Source organism: Kibdelosporangium aridum, from assembly GCF_900176515.1.
GTDB classification, from domain to species: Bacteria; Actinomycetota; Actinomycetes; order Mycobacteriales; family Pseudonocardiaceae; genus Kibdelosporangium; species Kibdelosporangium aridum.
This window is the reverse complement of record NZ_FWXV01000002.1, coordinates 269,441-290,513: the sequence shown is the minus strand read 5'-3', so window position 1 is coordinate 290,513 and position 21,073 is coordinate 269,441. Positions and strand designations below refer to the sequence as shown.

General features: G+C 67.3%; 18 protein-coding genes. 15 read left to right on the top strand and 3 right to left on the bottom strand.

The window, feature by feature from the left end; translation table 11 throughout:
• Window positions 1-113: 113 nt before the first annotated feature.
• The 5 genes from B9C43_RS10735 (at window position 114) to B9C43_RS10715 (ending at window position 6,760) form a co-directional block, all read left to right on the top strand.
• Window positions 114-2,822 (top strand): bifunctional diguanylate cyclase/phosphodiesterase, encoded by a 2,709-nt coding sequence (locus tag B9C43_RS10735; protein WP_235038555.1) that lies wholly within the window; start codon window positions 114-116, stop codon window positions 2,820-2,822.
• Window positions 2,823-3,365: 543 nt separating this feature from the next.
• Window positions 3,366-4,460 (top strand): ABC transporter ATP-binding protein, encoded by a 1,095-nt coding sequence (locus tag B9C43_RS10730; RefSeq protein WP_084427998.1) that lies wholly within the window; start codon window positions 3,366-3,368, stop codon window positions 4,458-4,460.
• The gene (locus B9C43_RS10725) at window positions 4,457-5,113 is read left to right on the top strand and encodes an ABC transporter permease (RefSeq protein ID WP_084425868.1); all 657 of its coding nucleotides are present in this window, start codon (window positions 4,457-4,459) and stop codon (window positions 5,111-5,113) included. Before B9C43_RS10730 ends, B9C43_RS10725 begins: the two co-directional genes overlap by 4 nt.
• Entirely contained in the window at window positions 5,110-5,829 is a 720-nt protein-coding gene (locus B9C43_RS10720) for an ABC transporter permease (protein ID WP_033381972.1), read from the top strand. Before B9C43_RS10725 ends, B9C43_RS10720 begins: the two co-directional genes overlap by 4 nt.
• Window positions 5,830-5,842: 13 nt before the next feature.
• Window positions 5,843-6,760 carry an ABC transporter substrate-binding protein gene (locus B9C43_RS10715; RefSeq protein WP_033381973.1) on the top strand — a complete coding sequence of 306 codons (918 nt, stop codon included), beginning with the start codon at window positions 5,843-5,845 and terminating at the stop codon, window positions 6,758-6,760.
• Window positions 6,761-6,935: 175 nt separating this feature from the next.
• Here B9C43_RS10715 and B9C43_RS10710 read toward each other — a convergent pair whose 3' ends face one another.
• A complete protein-coding gene (locus B9C43_RS10710) occupies window positions 6,936-7,712 on the bottom strand; it encodes an NAD(P)H-binding protein (RefSeq protein WP_084427996.1) in 777 nt (258 codons plus the stop codon).
• Between the two features lie 17 nt (window positions 7,713-7,729).
• Window positions 7,730-8,518, bottom strand: a complete 789-nt coding sequence (locus B9C43_RS10705; RefSeq protein ID WP_143446270.1) for an IclR family transcriptional regulator — start codon at window positions 8,516-8,518, stop codon at window positions 7,730-7,732.
• A gap of 108 nt (window positions 8,519-8,626) precedes the next feature.
• On the opposite strand from B9C43_RS10705, the gene B9C43_RS55500 reads away from it, so the two are divergent.
• The 8 genes from B9C43_RS55500 to B9C43_RS10670 all read left to right on the top strand — a co-directional run bounded on the left by B9C43_RS55500 (window position 8,627) and on the right by B9C43_RS10670 (window position 18,021).
• A complete protein-coding gene (locus tag B9C43_RS55500) occupies window positions 8,627-9,052 on the top strand; it encodes a SigE family RNA polymerase sigma factor (RefSeq protein ID WP_235038690.1) in 426 nt (141 codons plus the stop codon).
• Complete coding sequence (locus B9C43_RS10700; protein WP_143446269.1) at window positions 9,049-10,008, top strand: hypothetical protein; 960 nt, start codon at window positions 9,049-9,051, stop codon at window positions 10,006-10,008. Before B9C43_RS55500 ends, B9C43_RS10700 begins: the two co-directional genes overlap by 4 nt.
• A 72-nt stretch (window positions 10,009-10,080) precedes the next feature.
• On the top strand, window positions 10,081-11,586 hold the full coding sequence (hutH, locus tag B9C43_RS10695; RefSeq protein ID WP_084425864.1) for a histidine ammonia-lyase: 1,506 nt from the start codon (window positions 10,081-10,083) through the stop codon (window positions 11,584-11,586).
• Window positions 11,583-13,226: a urocanate hydratase gene (gene hutU, locus B9C43_RS10690; protein ID WP_235038554.1), complete on the top strand. Its 1,644-nt coding sequence runs from the start codon at window positions 11,583-11,585 to the stop codon at window positions 13,224-13,226. The genes hutH and hutU overlap by 4 nt, the downstream gene beginning before the upstream one ends.
• Before the next feature lie 7 nt (window positions 13,227-13,233).
• Entirely contained in the window at window positions 13,234-14,454 is a 1,221-nt protein-coding gene (locus B9C43_RS10685; RefSeq protein WP_033381982.1) for an allantoate amidohydrolase, read from the top strand.
• On the top strand, window positions 14,451-15,731 hold the full coding sequence (locus B9C43_RS10680) for a formimidoylglutamate deiminase (RefSeq protein ID WP_084425860.1): 1,281 nt from the start codon (window positions 14,451-14,453) through the stop codon (window positions 15,729-15,731). The genes B9C43_RS10685 and B9C43_RS10680 overlap by 4 nt, the downstream gene beginning before the upstream one ends.
• Window positions 15,728-16,876: an imidazolonepropionase gene (gene hutI, locus B9C43_RS10675; protein WP_084427994.1), complete on the top strand. Its 1,149-nt coding sequence runs from the start codon at window positions 15,728-15,730 to the stop codon at window positions 16,874-16,876. The genes B9C43_RS10680 and hutI overlap by 4 nt, the downstream gene beginning before the upstream one ends.
• Window positions 16,877-17,088: 212 nt before the next feature.
• Window positions 17,089-18,021 (top strand): DUF559 domain-containing protein, encoded by a 933-nt coding sequence (locus B9C43_RS10670; protein ID WP_235038553.1) that lies wholly within the window; start codon window positions 17,089-17,091, stop codon window positions 18,019-18,021.
• Between the two features lie 54 nt (window positions 18,022-18,075).
• Here B9C43_RS10670 and B9C43_RS10665 read toward each other — a convergent pair whose 3' ends face one another.
• The gene (locus B9C43_RS10665; RefSeq protein ID WP_143446267.1) at window positions 18,076-19,302 is read right to left on the bottom strand and encodes a chymotrypsin family serine protease; all 1,227 of its coding nucleotides are present in this window, start codon (window positions 19,300-19,302) and stop codon (window positions 18,076-18,078) included.
• Between the two features lie 340 nt (window positions 19,303-19,642).
• Between B9C43_RS10665 and B9C43_RS10660 the strand changes: the two genes are divergently transcribed.
• Window positions 19,643-20,137: a toxin-antitoxin system HicB family antitoxin gene (locus B9C43_RS10660; protein WP_084425856.1), complete on the top strand. Its 495-nt coding sequence runs from the start codon at window positions 19,643-19,645 to the stop codon at window positions 20,135-20,137.
• Window positions 20,138-20,178: 41 nt separating this feature from the next.
• Window positions 20,179-21,018 carry a DUF4097 family beta strand repeat-containing protein gene (locus B9C43_RS10655; RefSeq protein WP_084425854.1) on the top strand — a complete coding sequence of 280 codons (840 nt, stop codon included), beginning with the start codon at window positions 20,179-20,181 and terminating at the stop codon, window positions 21,016-21,018.
• Window positions 21,019-21,073 lie beyond the last annotated feature (55 nt).

Genomic DNA, 21,073 nt, shown 5'->3' with positions numbered 1-21,073 from the left:
AAGGCAGGGATTGATTGTTTAGGACAGGACGGTAGCCTGATCGGCGCGGCGGGAGGTACGTATCCAGGATGGCGCTCGGCCCGCCCGAGTTGAGGCGCGGGAAGGGTGGCACCGTGGCCGAACTGGTCGAGCCTGCGGGGTCGGCACGTGAATCGGCGTTGTCTGATTCATTGTCTGCCGAAGCGGGCTGGGTCCGTTGTTCGGACGGGTTGGTGGTGCAGGCGAACCTGGGTGCGGCCGTGCTCGCAGGCGTGCATGCCCCGGAGGAGCTGATCGGCCAATCACTGGCCGGTCTGCTCGCCGAGGACCAGTTCGGCCAGCGAGTACTGCGCCCGGACGGGACATCTGTCGAGGTCACGGCGTTACGGCTGGAGCCGGACGCGGCCGGGACCACGGTCGTGTTCGCGCCCGCGGTCCACAACGGCCTGTTCAGCGTCGAGGAGCTCGTCGAGGTCCAGCGCGTCTCCGGTCTCGGCAGTTTCGTGCACATCGTCGCCGAGGGCCGCACGTACTACAGCGAGCCGCTCTACGAGCTGCTCGGCGTGGGCCACGGTCATGAGGACACCGAGGCCGCACTGCTGTTCAAGACCCACCCGGAGGACCTGCCCGCGGTCATCGAGTTCCGTGAGCGGCTGATCGAGTCGAACGACGGCAAACCGATCGAGCTCGAGCTGCGGGAACGCGACTCCGACCGGGTCTTCCTCGTCCGCGCCCAGCCGGTGTTCAACGAGCACGGCGCGGTGTACCTGGTCCGCGGCATCGTGCAGGACATCTCGAAACTGCGTGAGCCGGACCGCCAGCGCAGCCTGGACCGCAGGCTGTTCGAGGACGCACAGCGGGTGGCCCTGCTGGGCACATGGGCGTGGAACACCACCACGGGCGAGTGCGTCTGGTCGACGATGCTGTACGAGCTGTTCGGCGTCGAACCGCGCCCGGTGATGACGTACGACGACTACCTGGAGTTCGTCCATCCGGATGACAGGGCCTGGGTGGACCGGACGTGGCGGCAGCTGGCCGAGACCGGCGAGGCCGTGGTCTGCGAGTACCGGGTGCTCCGGCCGGACGGCTCGATCCGCGTGTTCCGCTGCCGTGGCGCCTCGTTCGCGGGCCGCAAGGACGGCCCGGTGATGGTCGGGACCGCGCAGGACGTGACCGAGCAGCGGTCGACCGAGAGCCGCATGCAGCGCTCCAGCCAGCGGTTCACCGACCTCGTGGCGATCACGCCGGTCGGTATCGGCCTCTTCGACGCCGGTGAACGACTGGTCGACGCCAACGACGCGCTGTGCAGGCTGCTCGGCATGGACCTGGAGCGCCTGCGCGGGACGACCGCGGAGAAACTGACCCACCCCGAGCACGACCCGAAGGCCCGGCTGGCGGCTGGGCAGCGCGTGATGGTCACCGCTGCGGGCGATCCGGTCTACTGCGAGCTCAACGTGGTGTCGTCGGTCGCCGACGACGGCCGCCGGTTCTGGCTCGTGGTCTTCCAGGACGTCACCGAACGGCTGCGCGCCGCCGAGTTGCTGCGGCACCAGGCCACGCACGACGACCTCACCGGGCTGCCGGGCCGCGTCGCGGTGAAGGACCTGTTGGCCGATCTGCTGAGCGCACCGTGCGCCAAGGACGTCGCGTTGTTGTTCTGCGACGTGGACAACTTCAAGCGAGTAAACGATTCCCTCGGCCACGACGCCGGTGACGAGCTGCTGATCGCACTGGCCCGGCGCCTTGAGGACGGGTTGCCGGAAGGCTGCACGGCCGCGCGGATGTCAGGTGACGAGTACGTCGTGATCTGCCCTGACCAGAACAAAGTCGGCGGCGTCGACGCGCTGGCGACGAAGGTCGCGCACCTGTTCCGGACCGCGGTTCCCGTTCGTGGCCAGCTTTTGCGCGTTTCGGCATCGGTCGGTGCGGCTGTGCCGACCGGACCGGACACGACCGCGGCGGACCTGCTCCGGTTCGCCGACGCGGCCATGTTCGAGGCGAAAAGGCGTGGCGCCGGCCGGGTTTCGCTCGCCAACGCGGCGCTGATGGCTTCGGCCGACAGCCAGATGTACCTGGAAGGCCAGCTGCGTGAGGCGCTGGGCAACGACGGCCTTGTGCTGCACTACCAACCGGTTGTCGGCGTCGACGGCACAATCCTGACCGCCGAGGCGCTGGTCCGCTGGCCGCACCCGGACCGGGGTTTACTTTCCCCGGCCCAGTTCCTGCCGGTCGCCGAACAGGGCGACTTGTTGCGCGATCTGGACCGGTGGGTGTTGCGGACCGCGTTGCGGGAGGCCAAAACCTGGCCGGAGCTGGGTGGGCGGCAGGTCTCCGTCGCGATCAACCTGGCCGGTCTTGTGCCCGGCGACCCCGAGTTCGTCGACGTCGTCGCGACCGCGATCGCGGGATCCGGTGTGGAGTGGGAACGAGTCGTGCTCGAACTGGTGGAGACCAGCTTCGTGGACCTGCCGTCCCGCAGCCGCACAGCCATGGCCGACCTGGTCTCCCGTGGCGTCCGGTTCGCCGTGGACGATTTCGGCACCGGATATTCCTCATTGGCGCGGCTGAAAGACCTGCCCGCGCAGATCATCAAGGTCGACCGGAGATTCGTCGCCGGCATCGGCACGGATCCGTCGGACTTCGCCGTCGCGCGGGCGGTGGTGGACCTGGCAAGGGCAATGGGCCGCAGCTGCGTCGCAGAGGGCGTCGAGACGGCGACGCAGTTCAGCATGCTCCGGGACATTGGCGTCGAGGCTTATCAGGGTTGGCTGTTGTCGCGGGCCGTGCCCGCCGACGAGTTCCGGGCGCTGCTGGATCTGGGTCCTTTACACGTACCGTCGTGATCTGTCTAGATGTCCGACGTGATCTGTCCGGGTTGGAACCGGGGGATCGCGGTGTTCGTTGCCGATTTCGGAAGGCGCGCGGGGGCGGCGTTGCTTCGCAAGGGCGGGTGACGGCTTCGCAAGGGGCGTGGGTGGCGGCGCTGGTCCGGAAGCGCGGGTGAGGGCTTCGGAGGGCGCGCGGGGGCGGCGCCGGTTCGGAAGGGCGGGTGCGGCTCGGAAGACACGCGGGTCACGGCTTGGAGGGGCGAGGAGCACGGCTTGGAAGGCGCGCAGGTGACTTGGAAGGTGCGCGCGTGACAGCTTCGGAAGGACGGGTGACGGCTCGGCAGGCACGCGGGTGACGGCTTCGCAACGGACGCGGGTGACGGCCTCGCAGGGCACGCGGGCGTCGCAAGGGCGCGGGTGACGGCGCCGCGATGATCCGGATTTAACGGCCGCGTGCTGCTCGGATGCTGGAATTCCGTGCCGTTGTCGGTGCCTCGGGATAGGGTCGATCAGACTTGAGGCGGCCGGCAGGTGGCCGCCGCGACGAACGGGGCCCCGGTGATCGAGTTCCGGGACGTGACGAAGCAGTACCCCGACGGGACGATCGCCGTCGACAAGCTGAACCTGACGGTCGAGGCCGGCACCATAACGGTGTTCGTCGGGCCGTCGGGCTGTGGCAAGACCACGTCGTTGCGCATGGTCAACCGGATGATCGAGGCCACATCCGGCACCATCCTGATCGACGGCAAGGACATCAGGGACTCCGAACCGGCGTCGCTGCGCCGCGGCATCGGGTACGTGATCCAGCAGGCCGGGCTCTTTCCGCACCGGACGGTGCTGGACAACATCGCGACCGTGCCGCTGCTGTCCGGTTGGGACAAACGCAAGGCCAGGGCGCGGGCCGCCGAGCTGCTGGAGACCGTCGGGCTGCCCGCGGAGATGGGCAAGCGCTACCCCGTGCAGCTGTCCGGTGGGCAGCAGCAGCGTGTCGGTGTCGCGCGGGCACTGGCCGCGGACCCGCCGATCCTGCTGATGGACGAGCCGTTCAGCGCGGTCGACCCGGTCGTCCGGGAGGACCTGCAGAACGAGCTGCTGCGCCTGCAGGGCGAGCTGGACAAGACCATCGTGTTCGTCACCCACGACATCGACGAGGCCGTGCGGATCGGCGAGAAGGTGGCGGTGTTCCGAAAGGGCGGTGTGCTGGCGCAGTACGGCACGCCCGCGGACGTGTTGCGGTATCCCGCTGACGAGTTCGTGGCGAGCTTCGTCGGCCGTGACCGCGGCTACCGTGGACTGTCCTTCCTGGAATCGGAAGGCATCAGCGTCGATCAGGTATCGACTGCGAAGCTCAATGAGCCGTACGGCGAAACGAGTTCCGACTGGGTGCTGGTGCTGGACCCGGACGAGCGCCCGTGTGGCTGGTTGCGTCCGGGGACCACCGTGGACGGTCCACTGACGCACGATTCGTTGGTAGCGGGCGGATCCCTGTACACGACGGGCACTCCGTTGCGTGGCGCGCTCGACGCGGCATTGTCGTCTCCGGCCAGTCGTGGCGTGGTCGTCGGCCAGGACGGCAAGTACGTCGGCGTGATCACCGCGCGGCAGGTGCTGGACTTGATCGAGGGCCACCCCGAAGCCGTGAGCAAGCCATGAACTGGTTGTCCCGCAACATCGACGCCGTTCTCGAGCTGACCGGGTACCACCTCGTCATCGCGCTGATGCCGGTGCTGCTCGGCTTGGTCATCTCGATCCCGTTGGGCTGGGTGGCCAACCGGTGGCCGGTGGCGCGCGCGATCCTCGTGCCGGTCGCGGGGATCATGTACACGATCCCGTCGCTGGTGCTTTTCCTTATCCTGCCGCCATTGCTGGGCACGAGAGTGCTGGACGAGATCAACGTGATCGTCGCGTTGACGATCTACACCATCGCCCTGCTCGTCCGTTCGGTCGCCGACGCGCTCGCGGCGGTTCCGCCGCACGTGATCGCCGCGGCCAACGCGATGGGATACCGGCCGGTGCGCCGGTTCTTCGGTGTGGAACTGCCGCTCGCGGTGCCGGTGCTGATCGCCGGGCTGCGTGTGGCGACGGTGTCGAACATCAGCTTGACCAGCGTCGCGGCGATCCTGGGTGTGCCGCAGCTCGGTGCGTTGTTCACCGACGGGTTCGCGGTCGAGAACTATGACGAGATTGTCGTGGCGATCGTGCTGATCTTCCTGCTCGCGATGATCTTCGACGGCCTGTTGCTGCTGATCGGGCGGTTGCTGACGCCGTGGGCCAGGGCCGGGCAAGCGGTGGAGGCGGCGAAGTGAACAGTTTCGGCAACGCCTTCAGCTGGCTGTTCGAGCCCGAGCAGTGGTCAGGACCGAGCGGGATCCCCACGCGTGTGCTCGAGCACCTCGGGTACACCGCCCTGGCCGTGTTGCTCGGGTTGGTGATCGCCCTGCCGATCGGGATGGCGATCGGCCACAGCGGCAAAGGCGGGTTCCTGGTCGGCGCGGTCAACGCGCTGCGGGCGATCCCGGAGCTCGGTCTGCTGATCCTGCTGGTGCTGCTGATGGGCATCGGCCTGCTGCCGGTGACGCTGGCCTTGGTGATCCTGGCGATTCCGCCGATCCTGGCTGGAACGTACTCCGGGATCAGGAACGTGGACCGGTCCGTTGTGGACGCCGCACGCGGGATGGGCATGAAGGAAGGCCGCATCCTGTTCAGCGTCGAGCTGCCCAACGCCTTGCCGTTGATCCTCGGCGGCATCCGTGCGGCAACGCTGCAGGTGCTCGCGACCGCGACCATCGCGGCTTACGTGTCGCTCGGTGGCCTTGGCCGGTTCGTGATCGACGGTCTGTACCTGCGCGACTTCGCCCAAACCCTCGGCGGCACGTACGTGATCGCCGTCGTCGCACTAGCACTCGAAGGGCTGCTGATTCTCGTCCAGCGGCTCGTTGTGTCCCGCGGCCTGCGCCGCAACCCGACCCGCCGCCGTGACCGCAAAGTCCGGCCGGTGGAAGTGGCAATTGAAACCGCATGAGGAGAGAACAACGATGAAGCGCACACTCGCCGGGCTGGCGACCGTCATCGCGGCGGCGCTCGCGCTCACTGCATGCGGCGGCTCATCCGACCCGCTGGCAGGCAACAACGCGACCGGCAACCCGGCACCGACCGACACGATCATCGTGGGCTCGGCCAACTTCGCCGAGAGCAGGCTGCTGGCGGAGATCTACGCACAGGCCCTGACGGCCAAGGGCGTGAAGGTGGACAAGAAGCTGGGAATCGGCAGCCGCGAGACGTACTTCCCCGGCATCCAGGACGGCTCGATCGACCTGGTCCCCGAGTACACCGGGGTCCTGCTGCAGTACCTGGACAAGAAGGCGACGGCGACCAGCTCGGACGAGGTCTACACCGAGCTGAAGAAGGTCCTCCCACAGACGTTGACCGTCCTGGACAAGGCAGCGGCCGAGGACAAGGACGCGGTCGTGATCACGAAGGAAACGGCGGCGAAGTACAACGCCAAGTCCATCGCCGACCTCGTGCCGCACGCGGGCGAGATCACTTTCGGCGGCCCGCCGGAGTTCCAGCAGCGCCCGGACGGCATCCCGGGCCTGAAGGAGCGCTACGGCCTGAACTTCAAGGGCTACAAGTCGTTGGAGCCGGGCCCGATCACGACCAAGGCCCTGCTGGACGGCGACATCCAGGCCGCGGACATCTTCACGACGGACGCCTCCATTGAGGCGAACGGGTTCGTGGTTCTCGACGACCCGAAGAACAACTTCGCGGCCCAGAACGTCATCCCGGTGATCAACGCCAAGAAGGCCAGCGACGTCGTGAAGGACACGCTGAACAAGATCTCGGCCAAGCTGGACACCAAGACCCTGCTCGACCTGAACACCAAGCTCGCCGCGCCGGACAAGCCGGACGCGTCGAAGGTCGCCCAGGACTGGCTGGCCTCAGCGGGAATCTAACGGCGCAGAACCGAAAGGGCTTGCCGGGCAGTGGTTACCCACCGCCCGGCAAGCCCTTGTCAATGCCCGGCATCCCGAGCGCCGCGGAACTGTCGTACCCCTGCGGTAACGTGAAAATTAGGGGTTCCCCCGAGGGAATTGCCGGTGCGATGAAGGCTGGCCGGGGATGGCTGGTTCAGGACTTGAAGTCGCCTGCGTGGTCCTGCGCCCATTCGCGGAACGTCTTCGCCGGGCGGCCGGTCACTTCCTCCACAGTGGACGTGATCGGCTCCGGATGGGCGAGCATCCCGGCCCATGCCCCCAATGCCTCATTGGCCACGGTGTCCGGCCATCCCGCGGCCAGCATCTCCGCCTTGGCGTCTTCCGGTGACTGCTCCTCGAACCGCAAGTCCCGGCCGATGACCTCGCCGATGATCCGGACCTGGACGATCTGCGAGACCATCGCAGGCCCGGACAACAGGTGCCTGGCGCCGATGTGATCATCCGATTCCAACGCCCGGACACCGACCGCGGCCATGTCGTACTCGTGGATCAACGGCCGCCTCATGTCGCCAAAAGGCGCTCGGACAACGCCGGACTGCTTGATCTCGTCCGCCCACTGCAGGGCGTTGCCGGCGAAACCCGTTGGTTGCAGGAAAGTCCACTCCAGGCCGGACTTCTCGATCAGCGTCTCGACTCGCGTCGCCCAGTCAGGATCACCCGCCGCCGACAGGTACACGATCCGCCGGGCTGACGAAGCGGCGATCGCGTCGATGATCGGTTCGATGCCATTGGTGTGGAAGAACGGCCACACGAAGAAAACCGAGGACACGCCGTCGAGAGCCGCGCGCACACTGTCCACATTGGTGATGTCCCCGCCGGTGCTGCGGGAGAAGCGCCGGACAGGGGCCGAGAGCTGGGACACGACCTGGCCGCCGACCTTCCCGGTCGCCCCGGTCACAAGAATCGTCATGCCTTCACCGTGCAACTTCAACCTAGGTTCAGGTCAACGCCGCCGACCCGGGTTGTCATCTCGTGCGCCACTTTCTGCACCTCGGCGGCCAGATCGGGCCACGTCTCGCCGCACTCCGGTGAGCATTCGTGCCGGAAGGTCGCGCTGATCGCGGCGATCGGCCTGCCGCCGTGGTCGAAGATCGGCGCGGCGACCGAGGCGAACCCGGCGGTGACGTACCCGTCCTCGACGGCCCAGCCTCGGCGGCGCTCGGCCGTGAGCAGCCGTCGCAACGAAGGCAAGTCGCGAGGCCCGCGGTCGGTCCGCGACACAAAGCTGTCCTTCGCCGGGAACAACGCCCTGACCTGCGCAGGAGGCAGGTGCGCGAGCATCGCCCGGCCCGACGCGGGCAGCTGGGCTGGCAACCGGACCCCAACCGAGGTCACCAGCGACTGCGGATGAGACGGCTGCTCGCGGACCACGTACAGCGTCTCGGCGCCGTGCAGGACGCCGAGATGGCCGGTATGCCCGACCCGGTCGGCGAACCGGCGCAGCAACGGCCGGGCCAGTCGCTCAAGCGGGTCCTGACGCAGATAGGCCGAGCCGACCTCGAAAGCCGTCACGCCAAGCCCGTAGCGGCGCTCCTCCGGCAGGTGGGTGACGAACCCGGCCTCGGCCAGTTCGGCGAGCAGGTGATACGTGGTCGAACGCGGTAATCCCAGCTCACGGGCCACGGTCGCGGCCGACACCGGGCCAGGACGCCCGGCGATCAGGCGCAGCACGGCAAGGCCGCGACGCAACGCGGGCACGTCCGAACTCGTCACCACACATGTCACGCTAACCCGGCTCAACAAAACCGGTCGGCCGAGCATTGGAGGCGCGTGAACTTCGAAGAGTTCGTCAGCGCCCGGCTGGACGCGTTGCTGCGGTACGCCATGGCGTTGAGCTGCGACCCGCACCTGGCACAGGACGTTGTCCAGGAGGCGCTGCTGCGCGCCCAAGTGCGGTGGTCACGCATCAGCGCGCTGGATCATCCGGCTGCCTACGTGAAGCGGATGGTGACCAACGAGTATCTGTCGTGGCGCAGACGCAGAGCAAGGCGAAGCGTCGCCATGACCCAGTTGGAGATCGTCAGCGAGACAGCCGACCCGATCAGCCAGTACGACCTACGCGACGCCATGCTCGCGCGCATCGCGCAACTGCCACGCAAACAGCGGGCCGCCGTGGTCCTGCGCTACTACGAAGGCTGCGGCGACCAGGAGATCGCCGAAATCCTGGGATGCGGCGTGACCACGGTCCGAAGTCACATCTCCCGCGCGATCAGCACGCTGCGGGTCGCCCACACGGAGCCAGTCGCATGAACGAGACCGAAGAACTGATCAAGGCGGCGCTGGCCAAACACGTCGAGCGCACCCCGCACCCCGGCCCGATCCTGACCGCGCTGAGCAGGCGCAGGCGCCGCGTCCGGCCCACCCTGATCGCGATCATCGCCGCAACGGCCGTCGCCGCGGGCATCGCGATCCCCATCGCCATCCAAAGGCCGGAAGCCTCGGCCCCGCCCGCCACCCAACAGCCGATGCCGGAGGAAGTCAGGGGCATCAAGATGCGCTACACGCTCAAGCCCTTGTCCGGGTACACCGAGAGGAACCGCACGGCCGTCACCGACGGCAGCCATCAGCTGAGGGTCTGGATGAAGGAGAACTGTTCGTCCGGCAAGCACGGCCCAGAGTGCGCATCGAGCATGAGCGTGGCCATGTACACCGCGAAGCACCCTCACTTCGCCGAAATCACCGCGCCGAAGGGAGAACGCGTCGCCGTCAACGGGACCGAGGCCTGGTTGAACGTCGATGCCGGGCAGAAGATGGCCAAGCTGAGCTGGCGGCCGGCCGAGCCGGACACCGTGCTGCTGCTGTCGTTGTTCGACCCGGCGGGGGACACCCGGCAACGAATTCTCGACCTGGCCCGCACGGTCAGCCCGGACAACACCGCGGTCGTCCAGCCGCCGTTGACGTTCCGCTGGCTGCCCGCCGAATTCACCAGGACTTCGGTGTCGGTCTCAGGCAGTTCGCCGTCGACCGCTGACGCCTGGATCGACGCGGAAACAACCGACCCGCGGGGCGGCGAGGTGACGGCCAAGATCGTGGCCGAGGCCATCGACGACCCCAGGAGCCACAACATCGCGGTCACCCTTCCGGATGGGCGCAAAGTGCAGGTCATGGCGTCCGGCAACTCGCCGATCCCGGTGGAGCAACTGCGGAAGATCGGCGACAACCTGGCCACCGAGCCCGCTCCGGACAAATCCTGGATCGGCCGATGAATGTCTGGGATACCAGACACCATCGGGCCGTCCCGGGTCGTGCGGAGGTGATCCACGCGGTGTGATGGCCCAATGGCAGAACCGGTAGCCCTGGGTCTCACCCCGATCAGCCGCGCCGACGTGGTCGCGGTCGCTCGTGATGGCGTAGGTGTTCGTCTGACCGACGAGGCCCTGCGCGCCGTTGCCCAGTCGCGCGAGCACATCGAACGACTGGCGTCACGGCCTGAACCGACCTACGGCGTGTCCACCGGCTTCGGCGCGCTCGCGGTCCGCCACATCCCGCCGGTACGGCGGACCGCGCTGCAGCACGCTGTCGTGCGTTCGCACGCGGCGGGCGCGGGGCCGGAGGTGGAGGCGGAAGTCGTCCGTGGCCTGATGTTGCTGCGGCTGCGCACGCTCGCGATGGGCCACAGTGGCGTCAAAACGTCCACCGTGGAGGCCCTCGCCGGAATGATCAACGCCGGGATCGTTCCGGTCGTCCACGAATACGGCTCGCTCGGGTGTTCCGGCGACCTCGCGCCGCTGTCCTCGATCGCGCTCGCGCTGACCGGCGAAGGCGATGTCCGGGTGGACGGCGTGCTGCGGCCGGCGGCGGACGCGTTGATCGAAGCCGGGATCACGCCGGTCAGCCTGGCCGAAAAAGAGGGCCTCGCGCTGATCAACGGTACCGACGGCATGCTCGGGATGCTGGTGATGGCCATCGCCGACCTGCGCAAACTGATGAAGATCGCCGACCTGACCGCCGCGATGAGCATCGAGGCCCTGCTCGGCACCGACCGCGTCTTCCAGGCCGAACTGCACGCCCTGCGCCCACATCCCGGCCAGGGGGAGTCCGCGCGCAGGATGGCCGAGATCCTCGCTGACTCCGAGATCGTCGCCAGCCACCGCGGCCCGGACTGCACGCGCGTGCAAGACGCGTACTCGCTGCGCTGCTCGCCGCAGGTGCACGGTGCCGCGCTGGACACCCTCACGCACGCTGAGCTCGTCGCGGACCGGGAGCTGGCGTCCGCAGTGGACAATCCGGTCGTCCTGGCCGACGGCCGCGTCGAGTCCAACGGGAACTTCCATGGCGCGCCGATCGCCTACGTACTGGACTTCCTGGCGATTCCGGTGGCTGACGTGGCCAGCATGGCCGAGCGGCGCACCGACCGGATGCTCGACGTGTCCCGTTCGCACGGGTTGCCCGCGTTCCTCGCCGACGACCCGGGTGTCGACTCCGGACACATGATCGCCCACTACACCCAGGCCGCTGTGGTCGCCGAGCTCAAGCGGCTGGCCGTGCCCGCATCGGTCGACTCGATCCCGACCAGCGCCATGCAAGAGGACCACGTCTCAATGGGCTGGGCGGCCGCCCGCAAGCTGCGCAAAGCGGTCGACGGCCTGACCACGGTCCTCGCGATCGAATTGCTCACCGCCGCACGCGCGCTTGACCTGCGTGCCCCGCTCAAGCCATCGACGGCGACCGCGGCCGCCGTCGCCGCCTTGCGTACTCGTGTTCCCGGGCCAGGGCCAGACCGGCACCTCGCGCCCGAAATCGCCGCTGCCGAAGAACTGATCCGCTCTGGAGGCATCAAGTGACCATTCGGGCTGCCACCGGCACCACCCTGACCGCGAAGAGCTGGGCCACCGAGGCCCCGCTTCGCATGCTGCACAACAACCTCGACCCGGCCGTCGCCGAGCGCCCCGAGGATCTCGTGGTCTACGGCGGCACCGGCAAAGCCGCGCGCGACTGGCCGAGCTTCCACGCCATCACCCGCGAGCTGACCGAGCTCAACCAGGACGAGACGCTGCTCGTGCAGTCCGGCCGTCCGGTCGGCGTGCTGCGGACCCACGAGTGGGCGCCGCGCGTGCTGATCGCCAACTCCAACCTCGTGCCGGACTGGGCGAGCTGGCCGGAGTTCCGCAGGCTGGAGGCCGCCGGTCTGACCATGTACGGCCAGATGACCGCGGGTTCGTGGATCTACATCGGAACCCAGGGCATCCTGCAGGGCACGTACGAGACGTTCGCGGCGATCGCCAACAAGAAGTTCGGCGGGTCGCTGCGCGGCACCCTGACCGTGACCGCGGGCCTGGGCGGGATGGGTGGCGCCCAGCCGTTGGCCGTGACCATGAACGACGGTGTCGCGCTGGTCATCGAGGTCGACCCGCACCGCGCCCAGCGTCGCCTTGAGACCCGGTACCTGGACGAGCTTGCGTCCGATTTGGACCGTGCGATCACGCGGGTCGAGACGGCCAAGCGGGAAGGACGGGCACTTTCCGTCGGTGTAGTAGGAAATGCCGCCGAGGTCCTGCCCGAGCTGCTGCGCCGGGGCGTCGACGTGGACATCGTCACCGACCAGACCTCCGCGCACGACCCGTTGATGTACCTGCCCAAGGGCGTGGCCCTCGAGGACTGGTCGGACTACGCGGCCAAGAAGCCGGACGAGTTCACCGACCGCGCCCGTGACTCGATGGCCGAGCACGTCGACGCCATGCTTGGCTTCCTCGACAAGGGCGCCGAGGTGTTCGACTACGGCAACTCCCTGCGTGGCGAGGCCAAACTCGGTGGCTGCGAACGGGCTTTCGACTTCCCCGGCTTCGTGCCCGCCTACATCCGGCCGCTGTTCTGCGAGGGCAAAGGCCCGTTCCGGTGGGCGGCGCTGTCCGGCGACCCGAAGGACATCGCAGCCACTGACCAGGCGATCCTGGAGTTGTTCCCGGAGAACGAGTCACTGGCCAGGTGGATCAAGATGGCCGGGGAACGTGTTGAGTTCCAAGGCCTTCCGGCCCGGATCTGCTGGCTGGGCTACGGCGAACGGCACCTCGCCGGACTTCGCTTCAACGAAATGGTGGCCAGCGGCGAGTTGTCCGCGCCGGTCGTCATCGGCCGTGACCACCTTGACTGCGGTTCAGTGGCTTCGCCGTACCGCGAGACCGAGGCGATGGCTGACGGTTCGGACGCGATCGCCGACTGGCCGCTGCTCAACGCCATGGTCAACACCGCGTCCGGCGCGACGTGGGTGTCCATTCACCACGGTGGCGGCGTCGGCATCGGCCGGTCCATCCACGCCGGACAGGTGACTGTCGCAGATGGAACGGACCTGTCCGCCCAGAAGATCGAGCGGGTGCTGACCAACGATCCGGGTATGGGCGTACTACGCCATGTGGACGCTGGATACGACCGTGCGGGCGAAATCGCTCAGTCACGGGGTGTGCATATCCCGATGACCCGGGCATGATCTTGCTATGAGCGCAGTGCCGACCACCACGGCGACCGAGCTGCTGGCCGCGATCAAGGACGTCGGAACCGACCCGGCGCGCGGCGGATACTCCCGGCACGGCTTCGACACCGCGGAGCTGGAACTGCGTGAGTGGTTCACCGCGGAGGCGGGCAAACGCGGCCTGGACGTCGAGGTCGACCGGAACGGCAACATCTGGGCCTGGTGGGGCGCACCAGGCCCAGACGCCCTGGTCACCGGCAGCCACCTGGATTCTGTGCCCGGCGGTGGCGCCTTCGACGGGCCGCTCGGCGTGGTGTCCAGCCTGGCCGCGGTGGACTTGTTGCGAGCCAAAGGCTTCAAGCCGAGCCGTCCGCTCGCGCTGATGGTGTTCGCCGAGGAAGAGGGCGGCCGGTTCGGCGTGCCGTGCCTCGGATCCCGGCTGCTCACCGGCGCGACCACCGCCGAGGCGGCGTTGAAGCTGAAGGACAGCGCGGGGGACACGTTCGCCGACGCCGTGAAAGCCGCCGGGCTTGACCCGGATCGGATCGGCAAGGACGAGGAAGCGCTGTCGCGGATCGGGCGCTTTGTCGAGTTGCACGTCGAGCAGGGCCGTGGGCTGATCGACATGGACGCGCCGATCGGCGTGGCCACGTCCATTCTGGCGCACGGCCGCTGGCGGTTCCGGTTCACCGGCGAGGGCAACCACGCCGGTGCCACGCCGATGGGCGCGCGGCGCGATCCGATGCTCCCGGCGTCACAGTTGATCCTTTCCGCACGTTGGGCGGCGTCCAGTGTGGACGGAGCGCGCGCAACCGTCGGCCGTCTGGTGCCCACGCCAGGCGGCACGAACGTGATCGCCTCGTCGGTTGACGTCTGGCTTGACGCGCGTGCTCCTAACGACGGCCGAACACGTTCGGTCGTTGAGCGCATCACTGCGGCGTCCAAACAGGCGGCACGGGATGAAGGTTGCGAGCTGACCGTGACCGAAGAGTCCTATGGAGACACTGTGCACTTCGACGCCGCGCTGCGGGAAGAGGTTGTCGCGGCGCTCGGCAAGGCGCCCGCGCTGCCGACCGGCGCCGGGCACGACGCCGGGATTCTGGCCGCGCACGTGCCGACCGCGATGCTGTTCGTGCGTAACCCGACTGGTGTCAGCCACGCGCCCGAGGAACATGCCGAACCCGACGACTGCGAGGCCGGTGTCGAGGCGCTCGCGAAGGTTCTCGAGAAGCTAGCTGCCGAATGAGATATTGGTGTGAACACGCCTGGCTGGACTCGTCAGGCGTGCGTTCCAGCGTTCTTGTCGAAGAAACGGACGGCCGGATTACCGCCGTCACGCCCGATTCGCCGCGCCCGCCCGATGCGCATCGGTTGACCGGCCTGGTGCTGCCGGGTTTTGCCAACGCGCATTCCCATGCGTTCCACCGCGCTCTGCGTGGCCGCACGCACGCCGATGGCGGCACGTTCTGGACGTGGCGCACGGGAATGTATGCGCTGGCAGGAAAGCTGAACCCGGACAGCTATCTGAAGCTCGCGACCGCGGTATACGCCGAGATGGCGTTGGCCGGGGTGACGTGCGTCGGCGAGTTCCATTACGTGCACCACGCGCCCGGCGGAGCTCGCTATTCCGACCCCAATGCGATGTCCGAGGCGATGCATGAGGCGGCCTCGGCGGCCGGAATTCGGGTGACCCTGCTGGATACGTGTTATCTGGCAGGCGGAATCGACCAGCCGCTTTCTCCGGAGCAATTCCGCTTCTCCGATGGCTCGGTGGATGCCTGGGCTGCACGCGTTTCCTCGCTGCGGTCCGATTCGACTTTGCTTGCGGGTGCGGCGATTCATTCGGTCCGTGCGGTACCGAGATCCGTGTTGCCTGCTTTGGTCTCCGCGTGGCCCTCTGGCCCGCTTCACGTGCACTTGTCCGAGCAGCCGGCCGAGAACGAAGCCTGTCTCGCCGCCTATGGGCTGAGTCCTACCGAACTGCTGGCCGAGGCCGGTGCGCTTTCGCCTCGTACCACAGCGGTCCATGCAACTCACTTGTCCACTAAGGACATATTGCTGCTCGGTGGGTCGGGGACGGGAGCGTGCTTCTGCCCGACCACGGAAGCCGATCTGGCCGACGGGATCGGACCGGCGCGTGAACTCGTCGACGCGGGTTCGACTTTGTCGCTGGGCAGCGATCAGCACGCGGTGATCGACCCGTTGCTGGAAGCCCGTGCCTTGGAACACGGCGAACGGCTGCGCACGGGTCAGCGCGGCCGGTTCACCCCCGCGGAGTTGTTCTCGGCTCTGACGGCGCACGCCAGCCTGGGCTGGGAGCCCGGATTCGCTGACCTGGTGGCGATTTCGTTGGACACCCCACGCACCGCGGGTTGCTTGCCTGAGCAGGCGATGCTCGTGGCCACTGGGGCAGATGTGCACACGGTCATCGCCAGTGGCAAGGTGATAGCCGAAGACGGACACCATCGCGTCGGCGACGTCGGGCGGCTGCTGGCCGAGGCGATTGAGGAGTTGTGGCGATGAGTTTGCTGCTCACCGGAATCGGCGAGCTGACCACGAACGACGACGAACTGGGCACGGTGACTGATGCGGCATTGGTGATCGACGGGGCCTCGGTGGTCTGGGCAGGGCCGGCGGCCTCGGCACCTCCGGCCGACTCCGCGGTGGATCTCGAAGGCCGTGCGGTACTGCCTGGCTGGGTCGACAGCCACACCCACCTGGTCTTCGCAGGCGACCGGACAACAGAGTTCGCCGCCCGAATGGCCGGACAACCCTACCGCGCAGGCGGAATCGCAGTCACAGTCGGGGCAACCCGCGCCGCGTCGGACGACGAACTGACCGCTGTCGTGCGGCGTCACGTCGCCGAAGCCGTATCCCAAGGCACGACCTATATCGAGACGAAGACCGGCTACGGCCTCGACGTGCCCAACGAGCTGCGCTCAGCGGTCCTGGCCTCCGCGGAGGTCGACGAAGTCACGTTCCTCGGCGCGCACCTCGTGCCACAAGGCTGGGACGCGGATTCCTATGTGGACCTTGTCTGCGGCGACATGCTGGACGCCGTGGCACCACACGTGCGCTGGATAGACGTCTTCTGCGAAACCGGAGCCTTCGACGGCCAACAATCCCGCGCAGTGCTGACAGCGGGAGCAAAACACGGGCTAGGCCTTCGCGTGCACGGCAACCAACTCGACTACGGCCCAGGCGTGCGTATCGCCGTCGAGCTGAACGCCGCATCCGTCGACCACTGCACATACCTGACGAAGTCCGACATCGACGACCTGGCCAGCTCGGAAACAGTGGCAACCCTGCTGCCCGCCTGCGACCTGTCAACCCGCCAACCCCTGCCCGACGCCCAATCCCTGCTGAACGCGGGTGCGACAGTTGCCTTGGCGTCGAATTGCAACCCAGGCTCCTCGTACACCACGTCGATGGCGTTTTGCGTTGCGACAGCGGTACTCCAGATGCGGATGAGCGTCTCCGAGGCCGTCCGCGCAGCCACCTGGGGCGGCGCCAGAGCCCTACGCCGCGAGAACGAGATCGGCATCCTGCGCCCGGGAAGCCGCGCGGACATCCACGTCCTTGACGCCCCTTCGATCACGCACCTGGCCTACCGCCCAGGCGTACCGCTGACGTATGCCGTGTGGCGCAAAGGAGAACGCGCCCGCTAATACGCCGTGTCCACCATTCCAGCACCCCGAGATGCACGTTCCAGCACCCCGAAATGCACTTTGCTGCGCCCCGAGATGCACGTTCAGTTATCCACAGACGGGAGTTGTCCACAGCCGGGCATCGCCCGGTCTAGCCAGTGTGATACCTGACCGTCCACCGTGGCCGTATGCATACGAACAATGGCCTACACGGGGCGTACCGCATGGGCCCATTGGTCGAGAAACTCGGCCGATACGAAGTCCGAGCGGAACTCAATGAAGGGCACCTGATCCACTTCGCCAAGGAGGTGCTGGTCGAGCGTTGCCGCGCGGCTGACTTCCTTACTCGCGCCGCCGCAGCGATCCTTCTGGCCGGTCCGGACGCGGTTCTCACCGGCCACACCGCAGCGCGTCTCTATGGTTGCGATGCGGCTGACGATGCACCTATACACGTCTTGCTTCCCTACAGATGTCGGTTGCGCTCCCGCGAAGGCGTGGTGGTCCACCACAGTGGATCGGTGCCTGAACAGGTCGAGGCGCTACACGGACTGCCAGTCCTGGCCCTGGAACATTCGTTGGCTGAGATGCTGTGCCGGGCGCGCCCGGCTGGTGCCTTCGCGTGTCTGGAGCAGGCGCTTGCGATGCAGGCGGACGACTCTCGGGAGAGCTTCAGAGGCCTTGTGGCGGAATGTGTTCTGGCCAGGGCCGACAAACGCGGATATCGGCGTGCGGCAACGCTTCTGGAGCTTGCGACCGGCTTGACCGAGTCCCCGGCGGAGAGCTGGTTGATGGTGAGGCTGGTCGACGCAGGCATTCCTGAGCCAGTACCTCAGTTCGTCATCGTCGGTGTGGATGGGCGTGAGCGGTACAGACTCGACTTCGCATGGCCGGAACTGCGCGTCGCGTTGGAGTACGACGGGTATGCGGCGCACGAAGGGCGTGAAGGTCAAGACCTGGAGCGAGAACAGGACCTGGTTCGGCGTGGCTGGATCGTGGTTCGTGCGACGGCGGTGGACTTGAAGGAGCCGACCAGAACTCATCGCGGAGCTTCGGCAGGCCTTCCTCCGTCGAAAGGTCGTGGTCTAAGGGATCACAGGGTGCTGGAATGTGCATTTCATTGTGTCGGTGTGGTGGACACGGGGTGTTGGAATGGTGGACACGCGTAAGGGCGCGCCCGCTGAGTGTGAGGGGCCTCAAGCGGGCGCGCGTTTTCAGAGGGTCTAGCTGACTTCGTAGGTCAAGTCCGAGTAGAAGGCGGTCAACGGGCTTGCCCACGAGGTGCCGTTGGCGACGTTGCAGCCGGTGTTGCTGCGGCTGTGCAGGGCTGTGGCCCAGCGGTTTCCGCTTGGGGCCAGCCAGTACCAGCCGCCGCCGCTGTCGCCACCGCAGGCGTCGTAACCGTCGATGCGGACCATGCCGCGGGTGCCGGCGTCACTGGTGTTGGTGACGGTGGCGCATGGGTTGCCGGCGCGAGCCGGGTTGGTGTAGCTGGCCGACAGGCATGCCACGTCGTTGACCAGGAAGAAGGACTTGCCCTTCACCGGGGCTGTCGCCGAGCCCGGTCCGATGTAGATCTTTCCACTGTTCACGCCGTCGTAGAAGGCGTTTGTGGACACGATCCGGGTCACGTCGGAAACGCCGGCGTCGATCCGCCCGCTCACCGAGCCCACCGTGCGGATGGTGGCCGTACCGTTGGACCAGACCTCGCCGATGCCGGTGCTGCAGTGGCCTGCGGTAAGGGTGATCCGCTGGTTGTTGGCGTTGCGCGCGGTGAAGCCGAGCGAGCACCAGTGCTGGCCCGTTCCGTTGCGCAGGATCAGGCCTGCGGCGAGGAAGTCGTCGCAGTTCGCACGGTCGGTGCAGGCGTCGGCCTGTACAGCGGTGTTCGGGCTGTTCACCACGGACACACCGGCCTGGCTCAGCTCTGCTCGCCGGGCGGCAGCAGGGACAGCGGCCACGACCTGGTTGGTCTTCACGTCGATGCCGACGTTGCCCGCGGCCGCCTTGGCGAGCGCGGACGTACCGTTGCGCAGCGCCTCAGCCTCGGCGTTGAGCTGGTCGAGGCTGCGGGCCACCAACGGCGTGTCGACCTTCACGCCCTTGCTCGCGCCGATCGCGGCAAGGGACTTCCCGGCCGACGCGGAGGTGACAGCGAGGTGGTAGCTGGCCGTGTACGGGTCGAACCAGCCGCCGCCGAAGCTCTTCCACTGCTTGCTGATCTCGGCCTTGAGGTCCTCACCGGCCGTCTGGGCCTGCGCCGCGGCACGCGCTTTCGCCGGCGTCAGGTCCGGGTGGGACGTCAGGTAGGCCTGGGTGATCGTCGCGACGGCATCGGTGCCCGTGTCATACGCGCCGGTCACCTTGGCCGGTGCCGCGGTCGCGGGCGCGGCGAGTACGCCGAGAATGGAAATCCCGGCCACCGCCAGAACGGCGTTTTTTCGAAACATAAATCCTCCCCTTGGGAAAAAGGCATGACAACAACGCCGACACACATGTCGGAATTCGTTGGTTTTCGAACTGGTCATCCCTGCGTCATGGACGCGGATCGGGACGGTACGTGGATTGCTCGGCGAGTGTCAACGCGGTTGAGTCCACAATGCAGTCCACTGCAATTGTCATCGCTTTTCAATAACGACATGTATTTCCAGCTCGCCCAATTGGGCAACGCCATGGCATCGCGTGGTGCCACGAGTGATGCCATCGACTTCAACGCGCTGACCTGGGAAAACGCGACTTGGTGTCACTATGGGGTTGCGGTGGTGCCATGATGGTGCCATAGTTAGCGCCATGGACCTCACCCCGTACGTCGAGAACCTCCGGGCCGAGCTGGCCGTCGCCGCCGAAGCCGGTGGCACGGACGCAAGGGCGCTGGCCGAGCGGCTCACCGCACCGCTCGAGTCGGCTGCAAGGTTGACCCTGATGAGTGCCCTTTCAGCCGCTGCGGAGGAGATCACCCGCGATCTGGCTCCCGGTTCGGTCGAGGTCCGGCTGCGCGGGATGGACCCCGCATTCGTGGTGGTGCCACCGGCGACGCCAGGCCCGGCCGAACCGGAGCCCGCGCCCGCCATGGCGCCGCTGGTGGACGAGGCGGCCACCGCACGGATCAACTTCCGGCTCCCTGAGCAGCTCAAACAGCGAGTCGAACAGGCTGCCAACCGCGACGGGGTGTCGATCAACACCTGGCTCGTGCGAGCCGTCGCGGCCATGGTCGACGCCGATGGTGCCACCAGGAAACGAGGCGGAACGTGGACAGGCCAGAGCTTCTCCGGCTGGGTCCGCTGACCTTGAGAACGTCATCCCATCAATTGAAAGGAAATGCTGTCATGACTGTTTTCCAGACCCCGGAACCGATCTACGCCACGCTGGAGATCGCGGCCGGCGACGCTCGGGTCTTCGCCAGCGGCCGCGCCGACACCGTGGTCCAGGTCCGGCCGCGGGATGAATCCAGCGGCAAAGATCGGGCCGCGGCCGAGAAAACGAAAGTCGAGTATTCCGACGGAAGGTTGCTGGTGATCACCCCGAAATGGCCGCTGATCGGCAAGGGCGGCTACGTCGACATCACGATCGAACTGCCCGAGGGCAGCAGGCTCACTGCCGAGAGCCAGTACGCCGAACTGCGCGGTGAAGGCACGCTCGGCGAGGTGCGCTACAAGACGGACTACGGCAGCGCCCAGTTCGAACAGACCGGCGCGCTGAACGTGGACAGCGGGTACGGCACGCTGGTGATCGGCCAGGTGACTGGGCACGCCGAACTGCGCACGGGATCTGGTGAAGTCAAGCTCGGCCGCGTGGACGGCACCGCCAACGTCCGCAACGGCAACGGCGGCATCAGGATCGGCGAGGTCTCCGGTGACCTGGAAGTGACCGGGGGCAACGGCTCGGTCGAGATCGAGTCGGCGGCCGCGGCCTTGACCGTGACGAACTCGCACGGTGACATCCGCGTCGGCGAGGTCGTGCGCGGCACTGTTTCGCTGAGCACCACCCACGGCGGCGTGGAATTCGGTATCCGCCAGGGCTCCGCGGCTTGGCTGGAGCTCAACGCGAAGCACGGTGCGGTCCGCAACAACCTTGAGACGACCGACGGTCCCGCGCAGGACCAGGAAACCGTGCAGGTTCGTGTCCACACTGGATTTGGCAACATCACTGTTCACCGCGCTGCCTGATTTCTTTTCCTCAAGCGCCGCTTGAGCCGTTCGCCGCTCGCGTGCGCCATTTCCA

Bases quoted from the DNA above. Each gene is read 5' to 3' on its own strand.
- B9C43_RS10725 (WP_084425868.1), top strand. From the start codon at position 4,457: ATGAACTGGTTGTCCCGCAACATCGACGCCGTTCTCGAGCTGACCGGG.
- B9C43_RS10715 (WP_033381973.1), top strand. From the start codon at position 5,843: ATGAAGCGCACACTCGCCGGGCTGGCGACCGTCATCGCGGCGGCGCTC.
- B9C43_RS10710 (WP_084427996.1), bottom strand. From the start codon at position 7,712: ATGACGATTCTTGTGACCGGGGCGACCGGGAAGGTCGGCGGCCAGGTC.
- B9C43_RS55500 (WP_235038690.1), top strand. From the start codon at position 8,627: ATGGCGTTGAGCTGCGACCCGCACCTGGCACAGGACGTTGTCCAGGAG.
- B9C43_RS10700 (WP_143446269.1), top strand. From the start codon at position 9,049: ATGAACGAGACCGAAGAACTGATCAAGGCGGCGCTGGCCAAACACGTC.
- hutH (WP_084425864.1), top strand. From the start codon at position 10,081: ATGGCAGAACCGGTAGCCCTGGGTCTCACCCCGATCAGCCGCGCCGAC.
- B9C43_RS10685 (WP_033381982.1), top strand. From the start codon at position 13,234: ATGAGCGCAGTGCCGACCACCACGGCGACCGAGCTGCTGGCCGCGATC.
- B9C43_RS10680 (WP_084425860.1), top strand. From the start codon at position 14,451: ATGAGATATTGGTGTGAACACGCCTGGCTGGACTCGTCAGGCGTGCGT.
- hutI (WP_084427994.1), top strand. From the start codon at position 15,728: ATGAGTTTGCTGCTCACCGGAATCGGCGAGCTGACCACGAACGACGAC.
- B9C43_RS10665 (WP_143446267.1), bottom strand. From the start codon at position 19,302: ATGTTTCGAAAAAACGCCGTTCTGGCGGTGGCCGGGATTTCCATTCTC.
- B9C43_RS10660 (WP_084425856.1), top strand. From the start codon at position 19,643: ATGGACCTCACCCCGTACGTCGAGAACCTCCGGGCCGAGCTGGCCGTC.
- B9C43_RS10655 (WP_084425854.1), top strand. From the start codon at position 20,179: ATGACTGTTTTCCAGACCCCGGAACCGATCTACGCCACGCTGGAGATC.